Origin of the sequence: Amycolatopsis sp. NBRC 101858 (assembly GCF_030269325.1) — a bacterium.
Lineage (GTDB): Bacteria > Actinomycetota > Actinomycetes > Mycobacteriales > Pseudonocardiaceae > Amycolatopsis > Amycolatopsis ponsaeliensis.
In genome coordinates this window covers 637,669-652,213 of the sequence record NZ_BSTD01000004.1, presented here as the reverse complement: position 1 = coordinate 652,213, position 14,545 = coordinate 637,669, and the positions used below count along the sequence as shown (strand labels likewise).

The window sequence follows — 14,545 nt, the reverse complement described above, 5'->3', positions numbered from 1 at the left end:
TAGCAGAACGCTAACCTTCGCCGGGTGAAAAGCGCGTTCCACCGGGCAGACTGAGGACATGCGCAGACGCATCATCCTGCTCGCCGTCGCCGCCGCACTGCTGGCCACCACGCTGTTCGGAGCACCGCTGGCCGTCGGCGTCGCGAGCTATTTCGCGCAGGATGAACGCACGGAGCTCGAGCGCACCGCCGACGCGGCTGCCCTGTCGATCGCCGACGACGTCCTCACCCACGTCGGCCTGCCGCAGTTCCCGGGGTCCGAAGAGGACACGACCGGCTTGTACACCCCCGGCGGAACGCTGCTCACGGGTCACGGTCCGGCCGACGGCGACGCAATCGTGCGGCAGGCGCAGGGAGGCGAGGTCGCGACCGGGGACGTCGGCGCGGACCTGGTGGTCGCGGTGCCGATCCTGCACGACTCCCGGTTGCAGGGCATCGTGCGCGCGTCGACCCCGCACACCGAGTGGTACCAGAAGGTCGCGGTCTCCTGGCTGGCGATGGCCGGGCTCGCCGCCGCCGCCCTCGGGTTGACCTGGCTGCTGGCTTCGCGGCTCGCCGCCCGCGTCGCCGGGCCCCTCGAACACCTGTCCGGCGCGGCCGCCCGGCTCGGCGGGGGCGACTTCACCGTCCGCGCCCCGGTCAGCGGCATCGGCGAGATCGACCAGCTCGCCGAGGCACTGGATCAGGCCGCGGTCCGGATCGGGGACGCACTGGACCGGCAGCGCGCGCTGGCCGCGGACGCGTCACACCAGTTGCGGACTCCCCTGGCCGGGCTGCGCCTGCAGCTCGAATCCGCCCTCGACCCGCCGGGCCAGGACGTGGCAGCCGCGGTGGAAGCCGCGCTCACCACGGTGGACCGGCTGGAGACGACGATCGACGACCTGGTCACGCTGGCCGGCCGGCCACCGGAGGATCGCGGGGTGATCGACCCCGAGGGCCTGCTGCGCGATGTCGTGGCCGGCTGGAGCGGGCTGCTCGCCGGCCAAGGCCGTCGCCTGCGGATCGACCGCCAGGCGTCGGGGCGACCGCGAGCGGCCGAAGCCGCGGTGCGGCAGATCCTCGGCGTCCTGCTCGACAACGCCGTCGTCCACGGCCGGGGGACGGTGACGATCACGACGAGGGAAAGCGGAGACGCTTTCGTCATCGACGTCGCCGACGAAGGACGGGACGCCGCCGACGTGGTGAACATGTTCACCCGCGGCCACAGCGGCGCCGGCGGCTCGGGCATCGGCCTCGCCCTGGCCCGGGACCTGGCCGAGGCCGAAGGGGGCCGCCTGCGGCTCGGCGGCCCGGACCCCACGACGTTCACCCTGCTGCTGCCTTCGGCCCGGTCAGCGCGCCCGCTCGGGCGGTGACCGCGAAGAAGTCGCGCTGGTCGGCCGACAGGTAGCGGTCCGGCGGGGTCGGCATGTCCCCGGTCAGCGTCTTCGGGGACGAACCGGCGAGGTCCGGCCGGAACAGGTTCGCGCTGACCATCCCGCCGTGGATGTCCAGCTCCATGCCGCGCACCACACCCGCGGTCGACAACGCGTCCGCGAGCGCGGTCAGCGTGAGCTGGTCTCCGGCGACGTAGATCAGCCTGCCCTGCGCGTCGACGCCGATCCCGGAGCGCCAGGTGAACTGGAACTGGTTCTTCGCGCTGCCCCACTGCCCCGCCGGGTTGCCGGACAACCCGGGCACCGGCTTCCCGCCGTCTACGACCAGCTCCAGGTTCTGGCGCACCGCCGCGACATCCGGGGTCATGCCGGCATCCCGGCCCCACACACCGACGTCCGCCACGCCGGACTTGTCGATGACCAGGGAGGCCATGCCGTTCTTGAGCGGGAGGGCGGTCTGGCCGTCGGCGTAGAAGCCGCCTGGGGTGTCGCGGAACTTGAACCCCGAGTTGAAGGTCGCCAGCAACGACGCCCGCAGGGTGCCGGGCACCTGCGCGCCCTCGGGCCAGTGCCCGCCCGGCTCCTTGGTCCCGGCGATCAGGTGCAGGTTCGTCCACTTCTGGTCGAAGGCCACCACCGCGGCCACCACGCTGGCGTGGGCGGGATCGGGGCGGACGAACGTCGTGTAGTCGGCAGGCCGGCCACCGGCCATCCGGGCACCCGGCACCCACACGCCCTCGCCCCGCAGCGCTCCGGGCAGGGCCGGCAGCGCGGCGGGCGCGTTCGCCGGGTTGGCGGACGTCGCCGGCGGCGCCACGGGCACGGGGAGCGCGTTCACGTCGGGGGCGCCGTCGGCCGGCGGATGCCGGGTGTAGTACCAGTTCTCCAGCGCGTTCACGAGCGGCCCGGCACCCATCTGCCGCGCCCAGTCGGCCGTCCGCGCGGTGAAGGTCGCCGCACCCGGCGCCGTGAGGGCCTGGACGTAGGTGACCGCCGGATAGAGGAGCAGCACCACAATCACGACCAGCGCGCGGCGCAATCGCTTTTTACGGCGTTTGACCGGCGGCCGGGAAAAGGACGGATTTCCGGTTTGACTGACTACATCGACCATAGGTCACGGTAACGATCCCGCGGTTCGAGCCAGTCCATCGAATTGCTAGCGAATGGTTAAGCGCGATCGCCGGTCTCGCTGCGCCGCTTCCGGCTGCGGAGCAATTCCAGTGCGAGCGGGATGAGCGAGACGATGACGACGAGCGCGACGATCGGCAGCAGGTACTGGTCGATTCCGGGGATACTGGAGCCGAGAACGTAACCAGCGAGCGTGACGCCGACCGCCCACAGGAGCCCGCCGAGGACCTGCCAGATCGTGAACGTCCGCGCGGGCACGGCGAGGATGCCGGCGAGCGGGTTCAGCACGGTCCGCACGACCGGGACGAACCGCGCGAGGACGATCGCTTTGGCGTGCCCGTACCTGCCGAAGAGCTCCTCCGCCCGTGCCATGCCGCGATGCAGGTGAGGGTTTCGCGACTTGGCCAGCAGCGCTCGTCCGCCGCGCCGCCCCAGGAGGAAACCGGTTTGCGCGCCCGCCAGCGCTCCGGCGACGGACGCGACCAGCACCGCCGGCAGGGAGAGGTGCACCGTCGCCGTCGCGCTGGTCGTGCAGAACAAGCCTGCGGTGAACAGCAGCGAGTCACCGGGCAGGAAGAACCCGATCAACAAGCCGGTCTCGGCGAACAGCACGAGGAAGACCCCCGCCGTGCCGAGGCTGGACAACCACGACGTCGCGCTCAACGGGTTCATCGGCCACCTCCTCTTCGACATCTATGTAGTAGTTCTACACCTATGTCGTTTTTGGCTGCCACCCGCCCCGCGCAGCAGGTAGACGCCACCGAGCACGACCAGCACGACACCCTCCCCGACGAGCCCGCCGAGGATCGCCGTGGTGAACGCCTCGGCACCCCTGAGCGGCGGAGCCGCTTGCCCGCCACGCGATGCCGAGCCGGCCGGAACCGGGATGCCCGGGCGGACCGTCGCGACCGACACGACGACGAGCAGGCTCAGCACGAGCAGGAGAAAGACTTCGAGCCGGCCAGTTCCCCGCGCGGACCGCACGAAGATCGGCCTCAGCAGCCAGATGCGCCGCGCGACGGCGCCCGGCCTCCGCAAGGTGCACATGACACCAGCGTGCGCCGCCTACCGCAGCCGCCACAGCGTTGTCAACCGCGCGCTTGCCGGGCGCTGGAAGATGCTTGCCGACGACCGCCGCCCATCAGCACGATCCGCGCCGATGCCTGTTTTGCCCGTTCCTAAAGTTGGGCTAACTTCCCGGCAACCCCCTGGATCTGAAGGTGAGCCTTACCTAATGCTGGCGGAGTTCAGCTCGTCACCGGAGCACCAGGGAGTCGCGCGTTGCTGTTTTCCAGCCTGCTGATCGGCCTGCGGGAAGGGATCGAGGCCGCGCTCGTCGTGAGCATCCTCGTCGCCTTCCTCGTCAAGACCGACCGGAGATCGGCACTGCGCTGGGTGTGGCCGGGAGTCGCCGCCGCCGTCGCCCTGTCGATCGCCGTCGGCGCGATCCTCACCTACACCACGGCCCACCTGACCTTCGAGCACCAGGAACTGGTCGGCGGCGTGCTGTCCGTCGTCGCGGTCGCCTTCGTGACGGCGATGATCTTCTGGATGCGCACGGCCGCCCGGCACATCTCCGCCGAGCTGCGCGGGAAGCTGGAGAACGCGCTGAAGCTCGGCCCGCTGGCGATCGCGCTCGTGTCGTTCCTGTCCGTCGGCCGCGAAGGCCTCGAGACGTCCGTCTTCTTCTACGCCTCCGTCCAGACCGCCCGAGGCGAGACCGCACTCCCCCTGCTCGGCTTCACCATCGGAATTCTCATCGCCGTCGCGCTGACCTGGCTGCTCTACCGCGGCGCGCTGCGGTTCGACCTCGGGAAGTTCTTCCGGATCACCGGCGTGCTGCTGGTGTTCGTCGCCGCCGGCGTGCTCGGCTACGGCCTGCACGACCTGCAGGAAGGCGGTTTCCTCCCCGGTCTGTCCACTTTGGCCTTCGACGCTTCCGGTGTCCTGCCGGAAGCCTCGTGGTACGGCACGCTGCTCAAGGGCATCTTCAACTACTCCCAGCAGACCACCGCGCTCCAGGCGATCGCTTGGGTCGCCTACGTCGCGATCGTGCTCCCGCTGTTCCTGCGCCCGGCGCGAGCCGAGGCGACCGTTTCCCCGGCCGCGGCCGGACCGAAGGAGTGACCATGCCGACCGCATCGCGGACCGGTGCCGCAGTGACCGCTCTCGCCCTCCTCACGGCGTGCGACGCCCAGCCCCAGGCCGCCGCGCCCGGCGGGCCGATTTCGGTCACCGCCACGGACACGGCCTGCCAGGTGTCGGCGAGCACCGCGCCGGCCGGGAACATCACGTTCCAGATCTCCAACCAGGGCAGCAAAGTCACCGAGTTCTACCTCTACGGCGAAGGCGACCGGATCATGGGCGAGGTCGAGAACATCGCCCCCGGCCTGAACCGGCGCCTCATCGTCGAAGTCGCCACCGGTGGCACCTACCAGACCGCCTGCAAACCGGGCATGGCCGGCACCGGGATCCGCGGCACGTTCACCGTCACCGGCGGCGCGGCCAAGGGCACCGACGCCAACGCCGAGCTGGCCGGCGCCGCCCACGGCTACGCCCGCTACGTGACCAGCCAGACCGGCGCCTTCGCCGATGAGACGAAGAAGTTCGCCGCGACGATCAAGGCCGGGGACGTCGCCGCCGCCAAGGCCCAGTACGCCCGGACCCGCGTCTACTACGAACGCATCGAGCCGGTCGCGGCCAAGTTCGGCGACCTCGACCCGGCGATCGACGTCCGCGAAGCCGACCTGCAGCCGGGCCGGAAGTTCACCGGCTTCCACCGCCTCGAAAAGGACCTGTGGGTCACCGGCCTGCAACCGGACACGGCGGCCGTCGCCGACCAGCTGGCGAACGACGTCACCACGCTCGGCCGGAAAGCGGCCGCGCTGCAGCTGAGCGCGCTCGACCTGGCCAACGGCGCCAAGAGCCTGCTCGACGAAGTCGCCACCGGCAAGATCACCGGCGAGGAGGAAGCCTTCTCCCACAATGACCTCTCCGATTTCCAGGCCAATGTGGACGGTTCGAAAGCCGCGATCCAGGCGTTGCGCCCGGTGCTGACCCAGCGCGACCGCGCGCTGGTGTCCGCGATCGACAGCCGGTTCGCCGACGTCCAGAAGCTGCTCGACGCCCAGCGCACCGGCGACACCTTCAAGCTCTACACCGAGCTGCCGAAAGACCGGATCAAGGAGTTCGCCTCCGCGGTCGACGCCCTGTCCGAACCGCTGAGCAAGGTCGCCGAGGCCGTGGCCGAGTAGGCCGACTTCTACAGTCAGGTAGTATTTCTACATCACCGTAGTAATACCCCTGGGAAGGCGCTGTGCTGGACTACTTCGAAGCGATCGTCGTCGGCGCCTTCCAGGGCGTCACCGAGCTGTTCCCGGTGTCCAGCCTCGGCCACTCGGTGCTGATCCCGGCCGTGGTCGGCGGGCGGTGGGCCCAGGACCTGAGCGTGTCGGCCCCCGAGTCGCCGTACCTGGCGTTCATCGTGGGCCTGCACGTCGCGACCGCCGCCGCGCTGCTGCTGTTCTTCCGCCGGGACTGGGTCCGGATCATCGGCGGGTTCTTCAGCTCGATCCGGCACCGCCGGGTGCGCACCTCCGGTGAGCGGCTCGCGTGGCTGATCGTCCTCGCGACCATCCCGGTCGGGGTGAGCGGCCTGCTGCTGGAGCACCTGTTCCGCACCGCGCTCGGCAAGCCGATCCCGGCCGCGACCTTCCTGATCGCCAACGGCGTCGTGCTCTACGGCGGCGAACTCCTGCGGCGCCGGGCGAACGCGACCGCGACGCCGGTCCCGGCCGACTCACCCGGTGCCGCCGCGGACGCCGACATCGCGGCAGACGAACGCCTGTCGCGCATGTCCTTCGGCCGCGGCGTCCTGATCGGCAGCGCCCAGGTGCTCGCTTTGCTCCCCGGGATCAGCCGGTCCGGCGTGACGATGGTGGCCGGGTTGCTGCGCGGCCTGTCCCACGAGGACGCCGCCCGCTTCTCCTTCCTCCTCGCGACCCCGGTGATCCTGGCTGCCGGCGTGCTCAAGATCCCCGACCTCTTCGGCCCGCTCGGCGCCGGCATCCACGGCCAGGTCCTGGTCGGCAGCCTCGCCTCGTTCGTCAGCGCCTACCTCGCCGTGCGGTTCCTCACCCGCTACTTCCGCACCCGCACGCTGACGCCGTTCGCCGTCTACTGCGTGCTCGCCGGGGCGGGCGCGCTGGCCGTGCTGACCCTCCGCTGATACGACAGCCGTGTAGATTCGAAGGATGCGGAAGGAACCGGCACGACGCGCCCCGGGAGCCCTCGAAGCCGAGGTGCTGAACGTGCTGTGGAGCGCCGGCGAACCGCTCTCCCCCACCGACGTGCAGGCCCGCCTCGAAGACGAGCTGGCCTACACGACGGTCGTGACGATCCTCACCCGGCTGCACGACAAGGCCATCGTGACCCGGGAGAAGCACGGACGCGCGTTCCACTACGCCGCGACCGACGACGAAGCCGGGCTGGCCGCGCGGAAGATGACGAAGGTCCTCGACAGCGAACCCGACCGCAGCAGCGTCCTGGCGCGGTTCGTCACGCAGCTGTCGGACTCCGACGAAGCCGTCCTGCGAGACCTCCTGCGCGGCTCGAAGTGAGCACCGACCTGCTGATCCCACTCTTGCTACCTCTGCTGGCATGGCCCGCCGCGCGCTTGGTCGCGCCGCGGCTGGCACCGCAACCGGCGAGCTGGCTGCTCACCGCGGGCAGCCTGGTGCTCGCGGCGGGCAGCACCGCGGCGCTGACGCTGCTGGCGTTCTCCGGGCTGTCGCTGATCCCGGTCGTCGCCGCCCTCGGGCACTGGTCGCCGGAAGCGGTGCGCACGCTGAACGGCGTGGACGTGCCGCTGTCGATCGCCGCCGGCGGTGTATTAGGCGTGCTCGCGGTCCTGCTGACCCGCACCACCATTCGGTACATCCGGTGGGCCCGGCGCCTGTCGCGCGAGCTGGACCAGCACGGCCGCGACGGGATCGTGGTCCTGCCGGGCGAGGCCGCGGTGGCGTTCGCGGTCCCCGGGCGCGGCGGGCGGATCGCGGTCTCCAGCGGCATGCTGGCGGCACTGAACCCGCGGGAGCGCTCGGCGTTGCTGGCCCACGAGCGTGCCCACCTGGCCTCACGCCACCACCTGTTCCTGATCGCGTTGACGCTGTCCTCGACGCTGAACCCGTTGCTGCGGCCGCTGTGCTCGGCGGCGGGCTTCGCACTGGAGCGCTGGGCCGACGAAGCGGCCGCGCGCCGCGTCGGTGACCGCACGGTCGTCGCGCACGCGGTCGCGAAGGCCGCGCTCGCCGGCCGTCCGCACCCCGGCTTCGCCCTCGCCGCGACCGGTGGCCCGGTCCCGCAGCGGGTGTCAGCGCTGCTGACGCCGGCACCGCGGGTTCGCAGCCGGGTCCCGGCGGTAGTGCTGAGCGCACTGGTCATCGCCGTCGCGGGCCTGTCGGCCGAAACCGCCCTCGACAGCGCGGCCGACCTGCACGACGGGATCGAAGTCGCACAGGCCGACCACGCAGGCGGTTAGCCGAGCCCGGGCGCACCCGCGTCCCCCTTCACGTACTGCCCTCAGCGACCGAGGATCCAGGCCTAGCAGGCGCAAGATCGTCGGCGCGATCCGAGTCGTGGCCCCGAGCGGCACCGCGCGGTCGTAACGCGCCGCATCGGCACCCGCGTACACCGCCGGGGCCGGAGCGGGTGAACGGCTTGGCCGCGCCGGCGTGGTCGGTGCCGGTTCCGTTCTGCGCCAGCAGGTACCGCTTCGTGAACTCGGTGGTGGCCGGCGAGCGATCGGTCAGCCACAACAGCATCGCGTCGTCGTCGGTCGAGTGGGCGACGAGGTCGCTCACTCCCGGGCGGGTGGCCTTCCACTCGGCGTTGAGGCCATCCAGCAGCTTGCCGTCGTCGATGCGGATCAGCGCGTCCGGACCGGTGGGCGACTGGCCGTGCCGACGTCAGCACCGGTCCGGGGTCATGCCGCCCGGTAGGTAGCCGCCGGGTTGCCCGCCGGAGGCCGGGAGCTTCTCAGCGCTGGACTGGAACACGCCGAGAGCCGCGACACCACTCGCCCATTTCGGACGAATACCCCGCTCGACGACCCGTGACCATGGACCGATAACCGAACCTTAATCTACGGTCGTGTAGAACTTCTACTTAGTTGTCGTAGATGGGAGCGGGTCATGGCGCGCATCGTGATCGTCTCGGCGCGCGTGGGCGCCGGGCACGACGGAGCGGCTTACGCCCTGGCCGACCGGCTGACCGGCCACGACGTCGAGGTAGCCGACTACCTGGACCTCCTGCCCGGGTCGCTCGGGCCGCGCGTGTGCGCCTTCTACCACCGCCAGCTCGAGGTCGTCCCTCGCAGCTGGGACTGGACGCTGAGCGCGCTCGGGACCACTTGGGGAGCCGCGCTGGCCGCCCGGGCCGCCACCCTCGCGCAACCGCGCCTGTCCACGCTCGTCCGTGGTGCCGACCTGCTCGTCTCGACCTACCCCCTGGCCACCCAGGCGCTGGGCGCCCTGCGCACCAGAGGCGTCCTGACCGCACCGGTGGGCGTCTACCTGACCGATCCCGCGGTGCACCGGCTGGCCGTGCACCCCGGAGCCGACTTGTACCTCGCCCCGAACCGCCCGGCAGCGGACCAGGCACGGACGCTCGGAGCCATGGACACGGCCGTCACCGCCCCCGTGGTCCGCTCCGGCTTCCACCCGGCGAGCGCGGACGAACGACACCGGGCCAGGCGCGCCTTCCGGCTGCCCGGCCACGGCCGCCTGGCCCTCGTCGTCGCCGGTTCCTGGGGTGTGGGCCAGGTCCGCGAGACCGCGGCCGACGTCGCGGCCACCGGCGCGGCGATCCCGATCGTCGTGTGCGGCCGCAACACCGCGCTGCGCGCGCAGCTGCTCGCCGCCGGACACCGGCACGTCCTCGGCTGGGTCGACGACATGCCCCGGCTCCTGCACGCCGTCGACGTCGTCGTCCAGAACGCGGGCGGCTTGACGACGTCCGAAGCACTCGCCACCGGGCTGCCCGTCCTCGCCTACCGCTGCCTGCCCGGCCACGGCCGCGCCAACGCCGCCGTGCTCGATCGGATCGGGCTGGTCCCCTGGATCCGCGCCCGCCACGAACTCGGGGCGCTCCTCACCGCGGCGCGTCCCCACGATCGGCTCCTCGCCGCCCAAGACGCCGTGACACTGCTGGAAAAACTGATGGAGCCCACGTGAAAGCCGCTGCCGCGCTCGCCACTTTGGCCCTCGCCGCCCACGCCGCGCCGGCCGCGGCGTTCCTGCCCGGTCCCCGGCGCGCGCTCCTGCCGCGCCTGGCGGGCGCGACCACACCCGGGCAGGTCGCGCTGACCTTCGACGACGGCCCCTCCGCCGCCTCGACGCCCCGGTTCCTGAGGGTGCTGGCCGACCACGACGTCCGCGCCACGTTCTTCCTGCTCGGCGTCCAGGCACAGCGGGCCCCGGACGTCGTCCGGGCCATCACCGCCGCCGGCCACGACGTCGGCGTGCACGGCTGGGACCACCGCTGCCTGCTGCGCCGATCGCCTCGGGCAACCCACCGCGACCTGCGCGCGACCCGCGACCTGCTCCACCGCCTGACCGGCTCGCGACCGTGCTGGTTCCGCCCGCCTTACGGCGTCTTCAGCACGGCATCCTTGATCTCGGCGCGGCGCCTGGGTCTCACGCCGATCCTCTGGAGCACCTGGGGTTTCGACTGGACCGAGAGCTGCACACCCGGCTCGATCCGCCGCCGCGTCACGGGCCACCTCGGGAACGGCGGCACGATCCTCCTGCACGACAGCGACGTCACCACCGGCAACGGCGCCTGGCGAGCCACTCTCGGCGCACTCCCCGGCCTCATCGAAGACTGCCGCCGCCGCGGCTTGGCCGTCGGGCCGCTGCCGCGTCCGGAAGCGGCCGTGGAGGCCCACCCAGGAGTCGAACCCGGACCGTCCGGCTTTGCAGGCCGGCGCACGACCGTCGTGAAGTGGGCCGGTGAAGACCGAGTACCCCCACCAGGATTCGAACCTGGACTGAACGCGTTCTGAGCGCGTTGCCTCTTCCGTTGGGCTACAGGGGCGAAACAAAAGCACCGGCGGGACTCAAATAAATCCCCGGCACGCCAAATAAAGAAACAACGAAAAAGCCGCCCGGTTCGGTTTCCCGAGGGGCGGCTCCCTGACCTGACGGTTTCCCGTCACGGCGGGGAGCTTGCACCACCCAGCAGGCAGGCGAGTCGCGCACACGGCAGACATGCGAGGTTTCCCGCCGCCCGCGTGCTCGTGCTCGTCATGACTTGCTCCCGCCGAAATTCCCGAGGTGATGTCCATTCATCATGCACCCGCCCGGCTCCGCCGTCAATCATTTATCTCCGGCGCATTCACCGCCGGAAACCACCGCTCAGCCTGCCGCGTTCTGCATCCCTGAGGCCAACAGCTCCCGCAGCGCGTCCGACAGCGACGCGAACATCGGGAGCACCGCCGCCAGTCCCGTGATCCGGAACAGCCGCGCCAGGGTGCGGCTGTTCGCCACCACGACCAGCCGCCCGCCCTCCTGGCCCGCGAGCTCCGCGGCCGCCGCCAGGGCGCGGGCACCGGCCAGGCCGACGAACGCCACCTTCGACAGGTTCACCACCGTCGTGCCCGGTGGGGACTCCACCAGCTCGCGCTGCAGGATCGGCAGGGTCAGGGTGTCGATCTCGCCGGCGAAGGTCAGCACCAGCAGACCGGGGCGGTACTCCGTCCGGCGCGCCACGAGGGGCGCGGACCGGGTGGGGACCGGGAACGTGGGGGACACGGTTTCGGCAGGCCTTCCGCGCCGGCGCGGGGCCGGCGTCGCAGCGAGGTGATCAACGTCGGGATCTTGGTACCCAAACCGCCGGAACGGAAACGCCCTCTTTCGCCGTGGACGCCCGCCGATCGTGTCCGCAGACGACCCGAACGGGCGGTTTGCCGCCCGCCCGGGCCCGGGTAGCCGATATTCGCCAACCGAGGAGGCGCCATGGACCGGCGGTACCCGTGATGTTCAGCGAAGTCGTGGTGGTCGGGCAGATCGCCCGTGACCTGGTGCTCGAGGCCCCGGACGACCCGGCGGAGCTGCTCGGCGGGCAGGGCGCCAACCAGGCCCTGGCGCTGAGCCAGCTCGGTGTGACGGTCTCGCTGGTCGGCGTCGTCGGGCAGGACGCCGCCGGCGACGCGCTGCGTGCCCGCGCCCGGGCCGACCGGATCGGCACCACGCACGTGGTCCGCCGGCCGGGTACCGAGACGGCGGTGATCGTCGACGTCGTCGACGACGACGGCCGCCGCCGGTACCTCGAGCACATCCCGGACGCGACCCTGGTGACCGAGACCGACGTGGTCGCCGCGGCCGCCCCGATCTCGGCCGCCGGATCCCTCATCGTCCAGCTGCGCCAGCCCGCCCCGACGGCCCTGCTGGCGGCCCGGCTCGCGCGCACGGCGGGCACGCGGGTCGTCCTGGACGGCGCTCCCGGCCGCGACGCCGCCGGCCTGCTCGCGCTCGCCGACGTCGTGCGGGCCGACGGGCACGAGGCCGAGCTGCTCACCGGAGAGGCGGCCGACGACGTCGCCGGTGCGGCCCGCGCCGCGGCCGATCTGCGGCGGCGCGGGCCGTCGGTGGTCGTGCTCGAAGTGGCCGGGCAGGGGCACCTGTTCGCCGGGCCGGGCCAGGCGTGGTTCGTGCCGCACGTCGAGACCGAGGTGGTCGACCCGGCCGGGGCCGGGGACGCGCTGGTCGCGACCCTGACCGCGGCGCTGACCCGCCGCCGGCCGCTGGAGACGGCGGCCTGCCTGGCGGTCGCGGCCGCCGCGGCGACGACCGAGCACGCGGGCGGGCGGCCGCACCTGTCGCGTCCGGTCCTGGACCGGCTGCAGCCCCGGCGGCTCGAGACCGTCGACGCCTGAGCGGGGCCGCCGGGTTACTCGTGCCGGTTCGCCGTCGCGAGCCACAGGACGCCGGCGGCGGTCAGCGCGATGCCCACGACCGCCCACCAGGACCACCAGCCGAAGAACGCGACGACCAGCCCGACGGCGAGCAGCACGCCCCCGCCGGTGTCGGCGTTGCCGGCCCGCGAGAATCCCCCGGCGAGGGCCATCAACCCACCCTCCGGTCGACGGCGGCCACGACCAGCGCGGCGCAGTTCCGCACCGCCAGGCCGCGCTCCTGCGCCATCGAGATCAGCGCGGCCTGCGCGGCCGCGCCCGTCATACCCTGGGCCACCAGGACTTTCAGCGCCATGGCCACGACGTCGGTGGCGGGCGGGCGCGGGGTGCGGACGGGCATCGGACGACCTCCGGCTCGGGCAGAGCGGCAACGAACGCGACCGGATACCCCGCCGCTCCCGGTTTCACACCGCTTCACTCAACCCGCCCGGGTGATATTCGCTCAACTCCCGGCGAGCCCTCCCGCGGCCCTTCAGTCGCGGACGAGCCACACCGCCGCGTCCACCGGCACCCGGCCGCCCTCGATCGGCACGCTCGACAGCAGCACCCGCGAGCTCTCCGGCAGCTCGCACGGCTCCGCCGACAGGTTCACCACGCAGCCGAACCCCGGCTCCCGCGCGAAGGACAGCACCCCAGGAGCCGACGGTGACCACGTCAACGTCCCGTCCCCGAGCGCCGGGTGCGCCCGGCGGGCGGCGAGGGCCGCGCGGTACAGCCGGAGCATCGAACCCGGATCGACCGCCTGGGCCTCGGCCGTCGCCGCCCGCCACTGGGCCGGCTGCGGCAGCCACGGGCGGGTCCCCTCGGCCGTGAACCCGAACGGCGGCGCCGTCCCCGACCACGGCAGCGGCACCCGGCAGCCGTCGCGACCGCGGCGCGTGTGGCCGGAACGCTCCCACGTCGGGTCGGCGAGCACGGCTTCGGGCAGGTCCTCGACCTCCTCCAGGCCCAGCTCCTCGCCCTGGTAGAGGTACGCGCCGCCGGGCAGGGCGAGCATCAGCAGCAGCGCCGCCCGGGCCCGGCGCCGGCCCAGCGCGAGGTCGCCGCCGGGCGCGAACCGCGTCACGTGCCGGACGACGTCGTGGTTGGACAGCACCCACGTCGCGGGCGCGCCGACCGCTTCCAGCGCTTCGAGCGTCCGGTCGATCACCTCGCGCAACGCGGCCGCGTCCCAGTCGCAGCGGAGGAAGTCGAAGTTGAACGCCGTGTGCAGCTCGTCCGGGCGCATGTACCGCGCGAGGCGGTCCGGCCGGTCGACCCACGCCTCCGCGACGAACACCCGGTCCGGGCCGAACTCCCCCGCGATCTTGCGCCAGGACCGGTAGATCTCGTGCACGCCGTCGAGGTCCCAGTGCGGGTGCGAGCTGCGGTCGGGCGGCCGCGCGATCTCCTCGTCCTCGACGCCGAGGTCGGGGAACGCCGGGTCCTTGAGCAGGCCGTGGGCGACGTCGATGCGCACGCCGTCGACGCCGCGGGCGAACCAGAACCGCAGCAGGTCCTCGAACTCCGCGCGGACCGCGGCGTCGTCCCAGTTGAGGTCGGGCTGTTCGGGGGCGAACAGGTGCAGGTACCACTCGCCGTCGGCCACCCGCGTCCACGCCGGCCCGCCGAAGACGCTGCGCCAGTCGGTGGGCGGCAGCTCGCCGTCCGCGCCGCGCCCCGGCCGGAAGTGGTACCGCGCGCGTTCGGGCCCGCCGTCGAGCGCGGCGCGGAACCACGGGTGGCGGTCGGAGGTGTGGTTCGGCACGACGTCGACGAGCAGCCGCAGGCCGGCCCGGTGGGCCTCGGCGACCAGGTCGAGCACGTCGGAGTCGGTGCCGAACAGCGGATCGGGGGTCCGGTGGTCCTCGACGTCGTAGCCGCCGTCGACCATCGGCGAGCGGTACCACGGCGTGGTCCACACCGCGTCGACGCCGAGGTCGGCCAGGTGGCCCAGGCGCGAGCGCAGGCCCGCGAGATCCCCGGTGCCGTCCCCGTCCGCGTCGGCGAAGCTGCGTACGTAGACCTCGTAGACGACGGCGTCGCGCCACCAGTTCGCGGAGTCCATGACACCCGAGTATCTACGCTGG

The 14,545-nt window shown here is 72.4% G+C and carries 16 protein-coding genes, 2 tRNA genes and 1 pseudogene; 9 read left to right on the top strand and 10 right to left on the bottom strand.

Features of this window, described 5'->3' with window-relative positions; all coding sequences use genetic code 11:
* Positions 1 to 58: 58 nt before the first annotated feature.
* A complete protein-coding gene (locus tag QSK39_RS31805) occupies positions 59 to 1,354 on the top strand; it encodes a sensor histidine kinase (RefSeq protein ID WP_285481533.1) in 1,296 nt (431 codons plus the stop codon).
* Here the strand turns inward: QSK39_RS31805 and QSK39_RS31800 are convergent.
* The 3 genes from QSK39_RS31800 to QSK39_RS31790 form a co-directional block, all read right to left on the bottom strand.
* Positions 1,305 to 2,387 carry a phosphodiester glycosidase family protein gene (locus QSK39_RS31800; RefSeq protein ID WP_285481532.1) on the bottom strand — a complete coding sequence of 361 codons (1,083 nt, stop codon included), beginning with the start codon at positions 2,385 to 2,387 and terminating at the stop codon, positions 1,305 to 1,307. The two genes, QSK39_RS31805 and QSK39_RS31800, sit on opposite strands and share 50 nt — an antisense overlap.
* A gap of 155 nt (positions 2,388 to 2,542) precedes the next feature.
* Positions 2,543 to 3,175, bottom strand: a complete 633-nt coding sequence (locus QSK39_RS31795; RefSeq protein ID WP_285481531.1) for a DedA family protein — start codon at positions 3,173 to 3,175, stop codon at positions 2,543 to 2,545.
* 21 nt (positions 3,176 to 3,196) lie between these two features.
* Entirely contained in the window at positions 3,197 to 3,550 is a 354-nt protein-coding gene (locus tag QSK39_RS31790; RefSeq protein ID WP_285481530.1) for a hypothetical protein, read from the bottom strand.
* A 234-nt stretch (positions 3,551 to 3,784) separates the two neighbouring features.
* On the opposite strand from QSK39_RS31790, the gene efeU reads away from it, so the two are divergent.
* The 5 genes from efeU (at position 3,785) to QSK39_RS31765 (ending at position 8,042) form a co-directional block, all read left to right on the top strand.
* Positions 3,785 to 4,630 carry an iron uptake transporter permease EfeU gene (gene efeU, locus QSK39_RS31785; RefSeq protein WP_285481529.1) on the top strand — a complete coding sequence of 282 codons (846 nt, stop codon included), beginning with the start codon at positions 3,785 to 3,787 and terminating at the stop codon, positions 4,628 to 4,630.
* Between the two features lie 2 nt (positions 4,631 to 4,632).
* On the top strand, positions 4,633 to 5,757 hold the full coding sequence (efeO, locus tag QSK39_RS31780) for an iron uptake system protein EfeO (RefSeq protein ID WP_285481528.1): 1,125 nt from the start codon (positions 4,633 to 4,635) through the stop codon (positions 5,755 to 5,757).
* A 62-nt stretch (positions 5,758 to 5,819) separates the two neighbouring features.
* Positions 5,820 to 6,731 (top strand): undecaprenyl-diphosphate phosphatase, encoded by a 912-nt coding sequence (locus tag QSK39_RS31775; RefSeq protein ID WP_285481527.1) that lies wholly within the window; start codon positions 5,820 to 5,822, stop codon positions 6,729 to 6,731.
* A gap of 25 nt (positions 6,732 to 6,756) precedes the next feature.
* On the top strand, positions 6,757 to 7,122 hold the full coding sequence (locus tag QSK39_RS31770; RefSeq protein WP_285481526.1) for a BlaI/MecI/CopY family transcriptional regulator: 366 nt from the start codon (positions 6,757 to 6,759) through the stop codon (positions 7,120 to 7,122).
* On the top strand, positions 7,119 to 8,042 hold the full coding sequence (locus QSK39_RS31765) for a M56 family metallopeptidase (protein WP_285481525.1): 924 nt from the start codon (positions 7,119 to 7,121) through the stop codon (positions 8,040 to 8,042). The genes QSK39_RS31770 and QSK39_RS31765 overlap by 4 nt, the downstream gene beginning before the upstream one ends.
* 28 nt (positions 8,043 to 8,070) lie before the next feature.
* Here the strand turns inward: QSK39_RS31765 and QSK39_RS31760 are convergent, their stop codons facing one another.
* Complete coding sequence (locus QSK39_RS31760) at positions 8,071 to 8,364, bottom strand: hypothetical protein (protein WP_285481524.1); 294 nt, start codon at positions 8,362 to 8,364, stop codon at positions 8,071 to 8,073.
* A gap of 330 nt (positions 8,365 to 8,694) precedes the next feature.
* Between QSK39_RS31760 and QSK39_RS31755 the strand changes: the two genes are divergently transcribed.
* Positions 8,695 to 9,735 carry an MGDG synthase family glycosyltransferase gene (locus tag QSK39_RS31755; protein WP_285481523.1) on the top strand — a complete coding sequence of 347 codons (1,041 nt, stop codon included), beginning with the start codon at positions 8,695 to 8,697 and terminating at the stop codon, positions 9,733 to 9,735.
* A pseudogene (locus tag QSK39_RS31750) lies at positions 9,732 to 10,193 on the top strand (polysaccharide deacetylase family protein); the annotation flags it as partial. The gene QSK39_RS31755 and the pseudogene QSK39_RS31750, both read left to right, overlap by 4 nt.
* A 244-nt stretch (positions 10,194 to 10,437) precedes the next feature.
* Here the strand turns inward: QSK39_RS31750 and QSK39_RS31745 are convergent.
* From QSK39_RS31745 to QSK39_RS31735, 3 genes are all read right to left on the bottom strand, one after another.
* Positions 10,438 to 10,511 (bottom strand) — tRNA-Cys (locus QSK39_RS31745).
* A gap of 13 nt (positions 10,512 to 10,524) precedes the next feature.
* Positions 10,525 to 10,597 (bottom strand) — tRNA-Leu (locus QSK39_RS31740).
* Positions 10,598 to 10,917: 320 nt separating this feature from the next.
* Positions 10,918 to 11,313, bottom strand: a complete 396-nt coding sequence (locus QSK39_RS31735; RefSeq protein ID WP_285481522.1) for an anti-sigma factor antagonist — start codon at positions 11,311 to 11,313, stop codon at positions 10,918 to 10,920.
* A 224-nt stretch (positions 11,314 to 11,537) separates the two neighbouring features.
* Here QSK39_RS31735 and QSK39_RS31730 point away from each other — a divergent pair, with 224 nt between their 5' ends.
* A complete protein-coding gene (locus QSK39_RS31730) occupies positions 11,538 to 12,437 on the top strand; it encodes a PfkB family carbohydrate kinase (protein ID WP_285481521.1) in 900 nt (299 codons plus the stop codon).
* A gap of 14 nt (positions 12,438 to 12,451) precedes the next feature.
* Here the strand turns inward: QSK39_RS31730 and QSK39_RS31725 are convergent, their stop codons facing one another.
* The 3 genes from QSK39_RS31725 to QSK39_RS31715 all read right to left on the bottom strand — a co-directional run bounded on the left by QSK39_RS31725 (position 12,452) and on the right by QSK39_RS31715 (position 14,523).
* Positions 12,452 to 12,628: a hypothetical protein gene (locus QSK39_RS31725; RefSeq protein ID WP_285481520.1), complete on the bottom strand. Its 177-nt coding sequence runs from the start codon at positions 12,626 to 12,628 to the stop codon at positions 12,452 to 12,454.
* Complete coding sequence (locus QSK39_RS31720) at positions 12,628 to 12,816, bottom strand: hypothetical protein (protein ID WP_285481519.1); 189 nt, start codon at positions 12,814 to 12,816, stop codon at positions 12,628 to 12,630. Before QSK39_RS31720 ends, QSK39_RS31725 begins: the two co-directional genes overlap by 1 nt.
* A 132-nt stretch (positions 12,817 to 12,948) precedes the next feature.
* The gene (locus QSK39_RS31715; protein WP_285481518.1) at positions 12,949 to 14,523 is read right to left on the bottom strand and encodes a glycoside hydrolase family 13 protein; all 1,575 of its coding nucleotides are present in this window, start codon (positions 14,521 to 14,523) and stop codon (positions 12,949 to 12,951) included.
* Between the last annotated feature and the right edge of the window lie 22 nt (positions 14,524 to 14,545).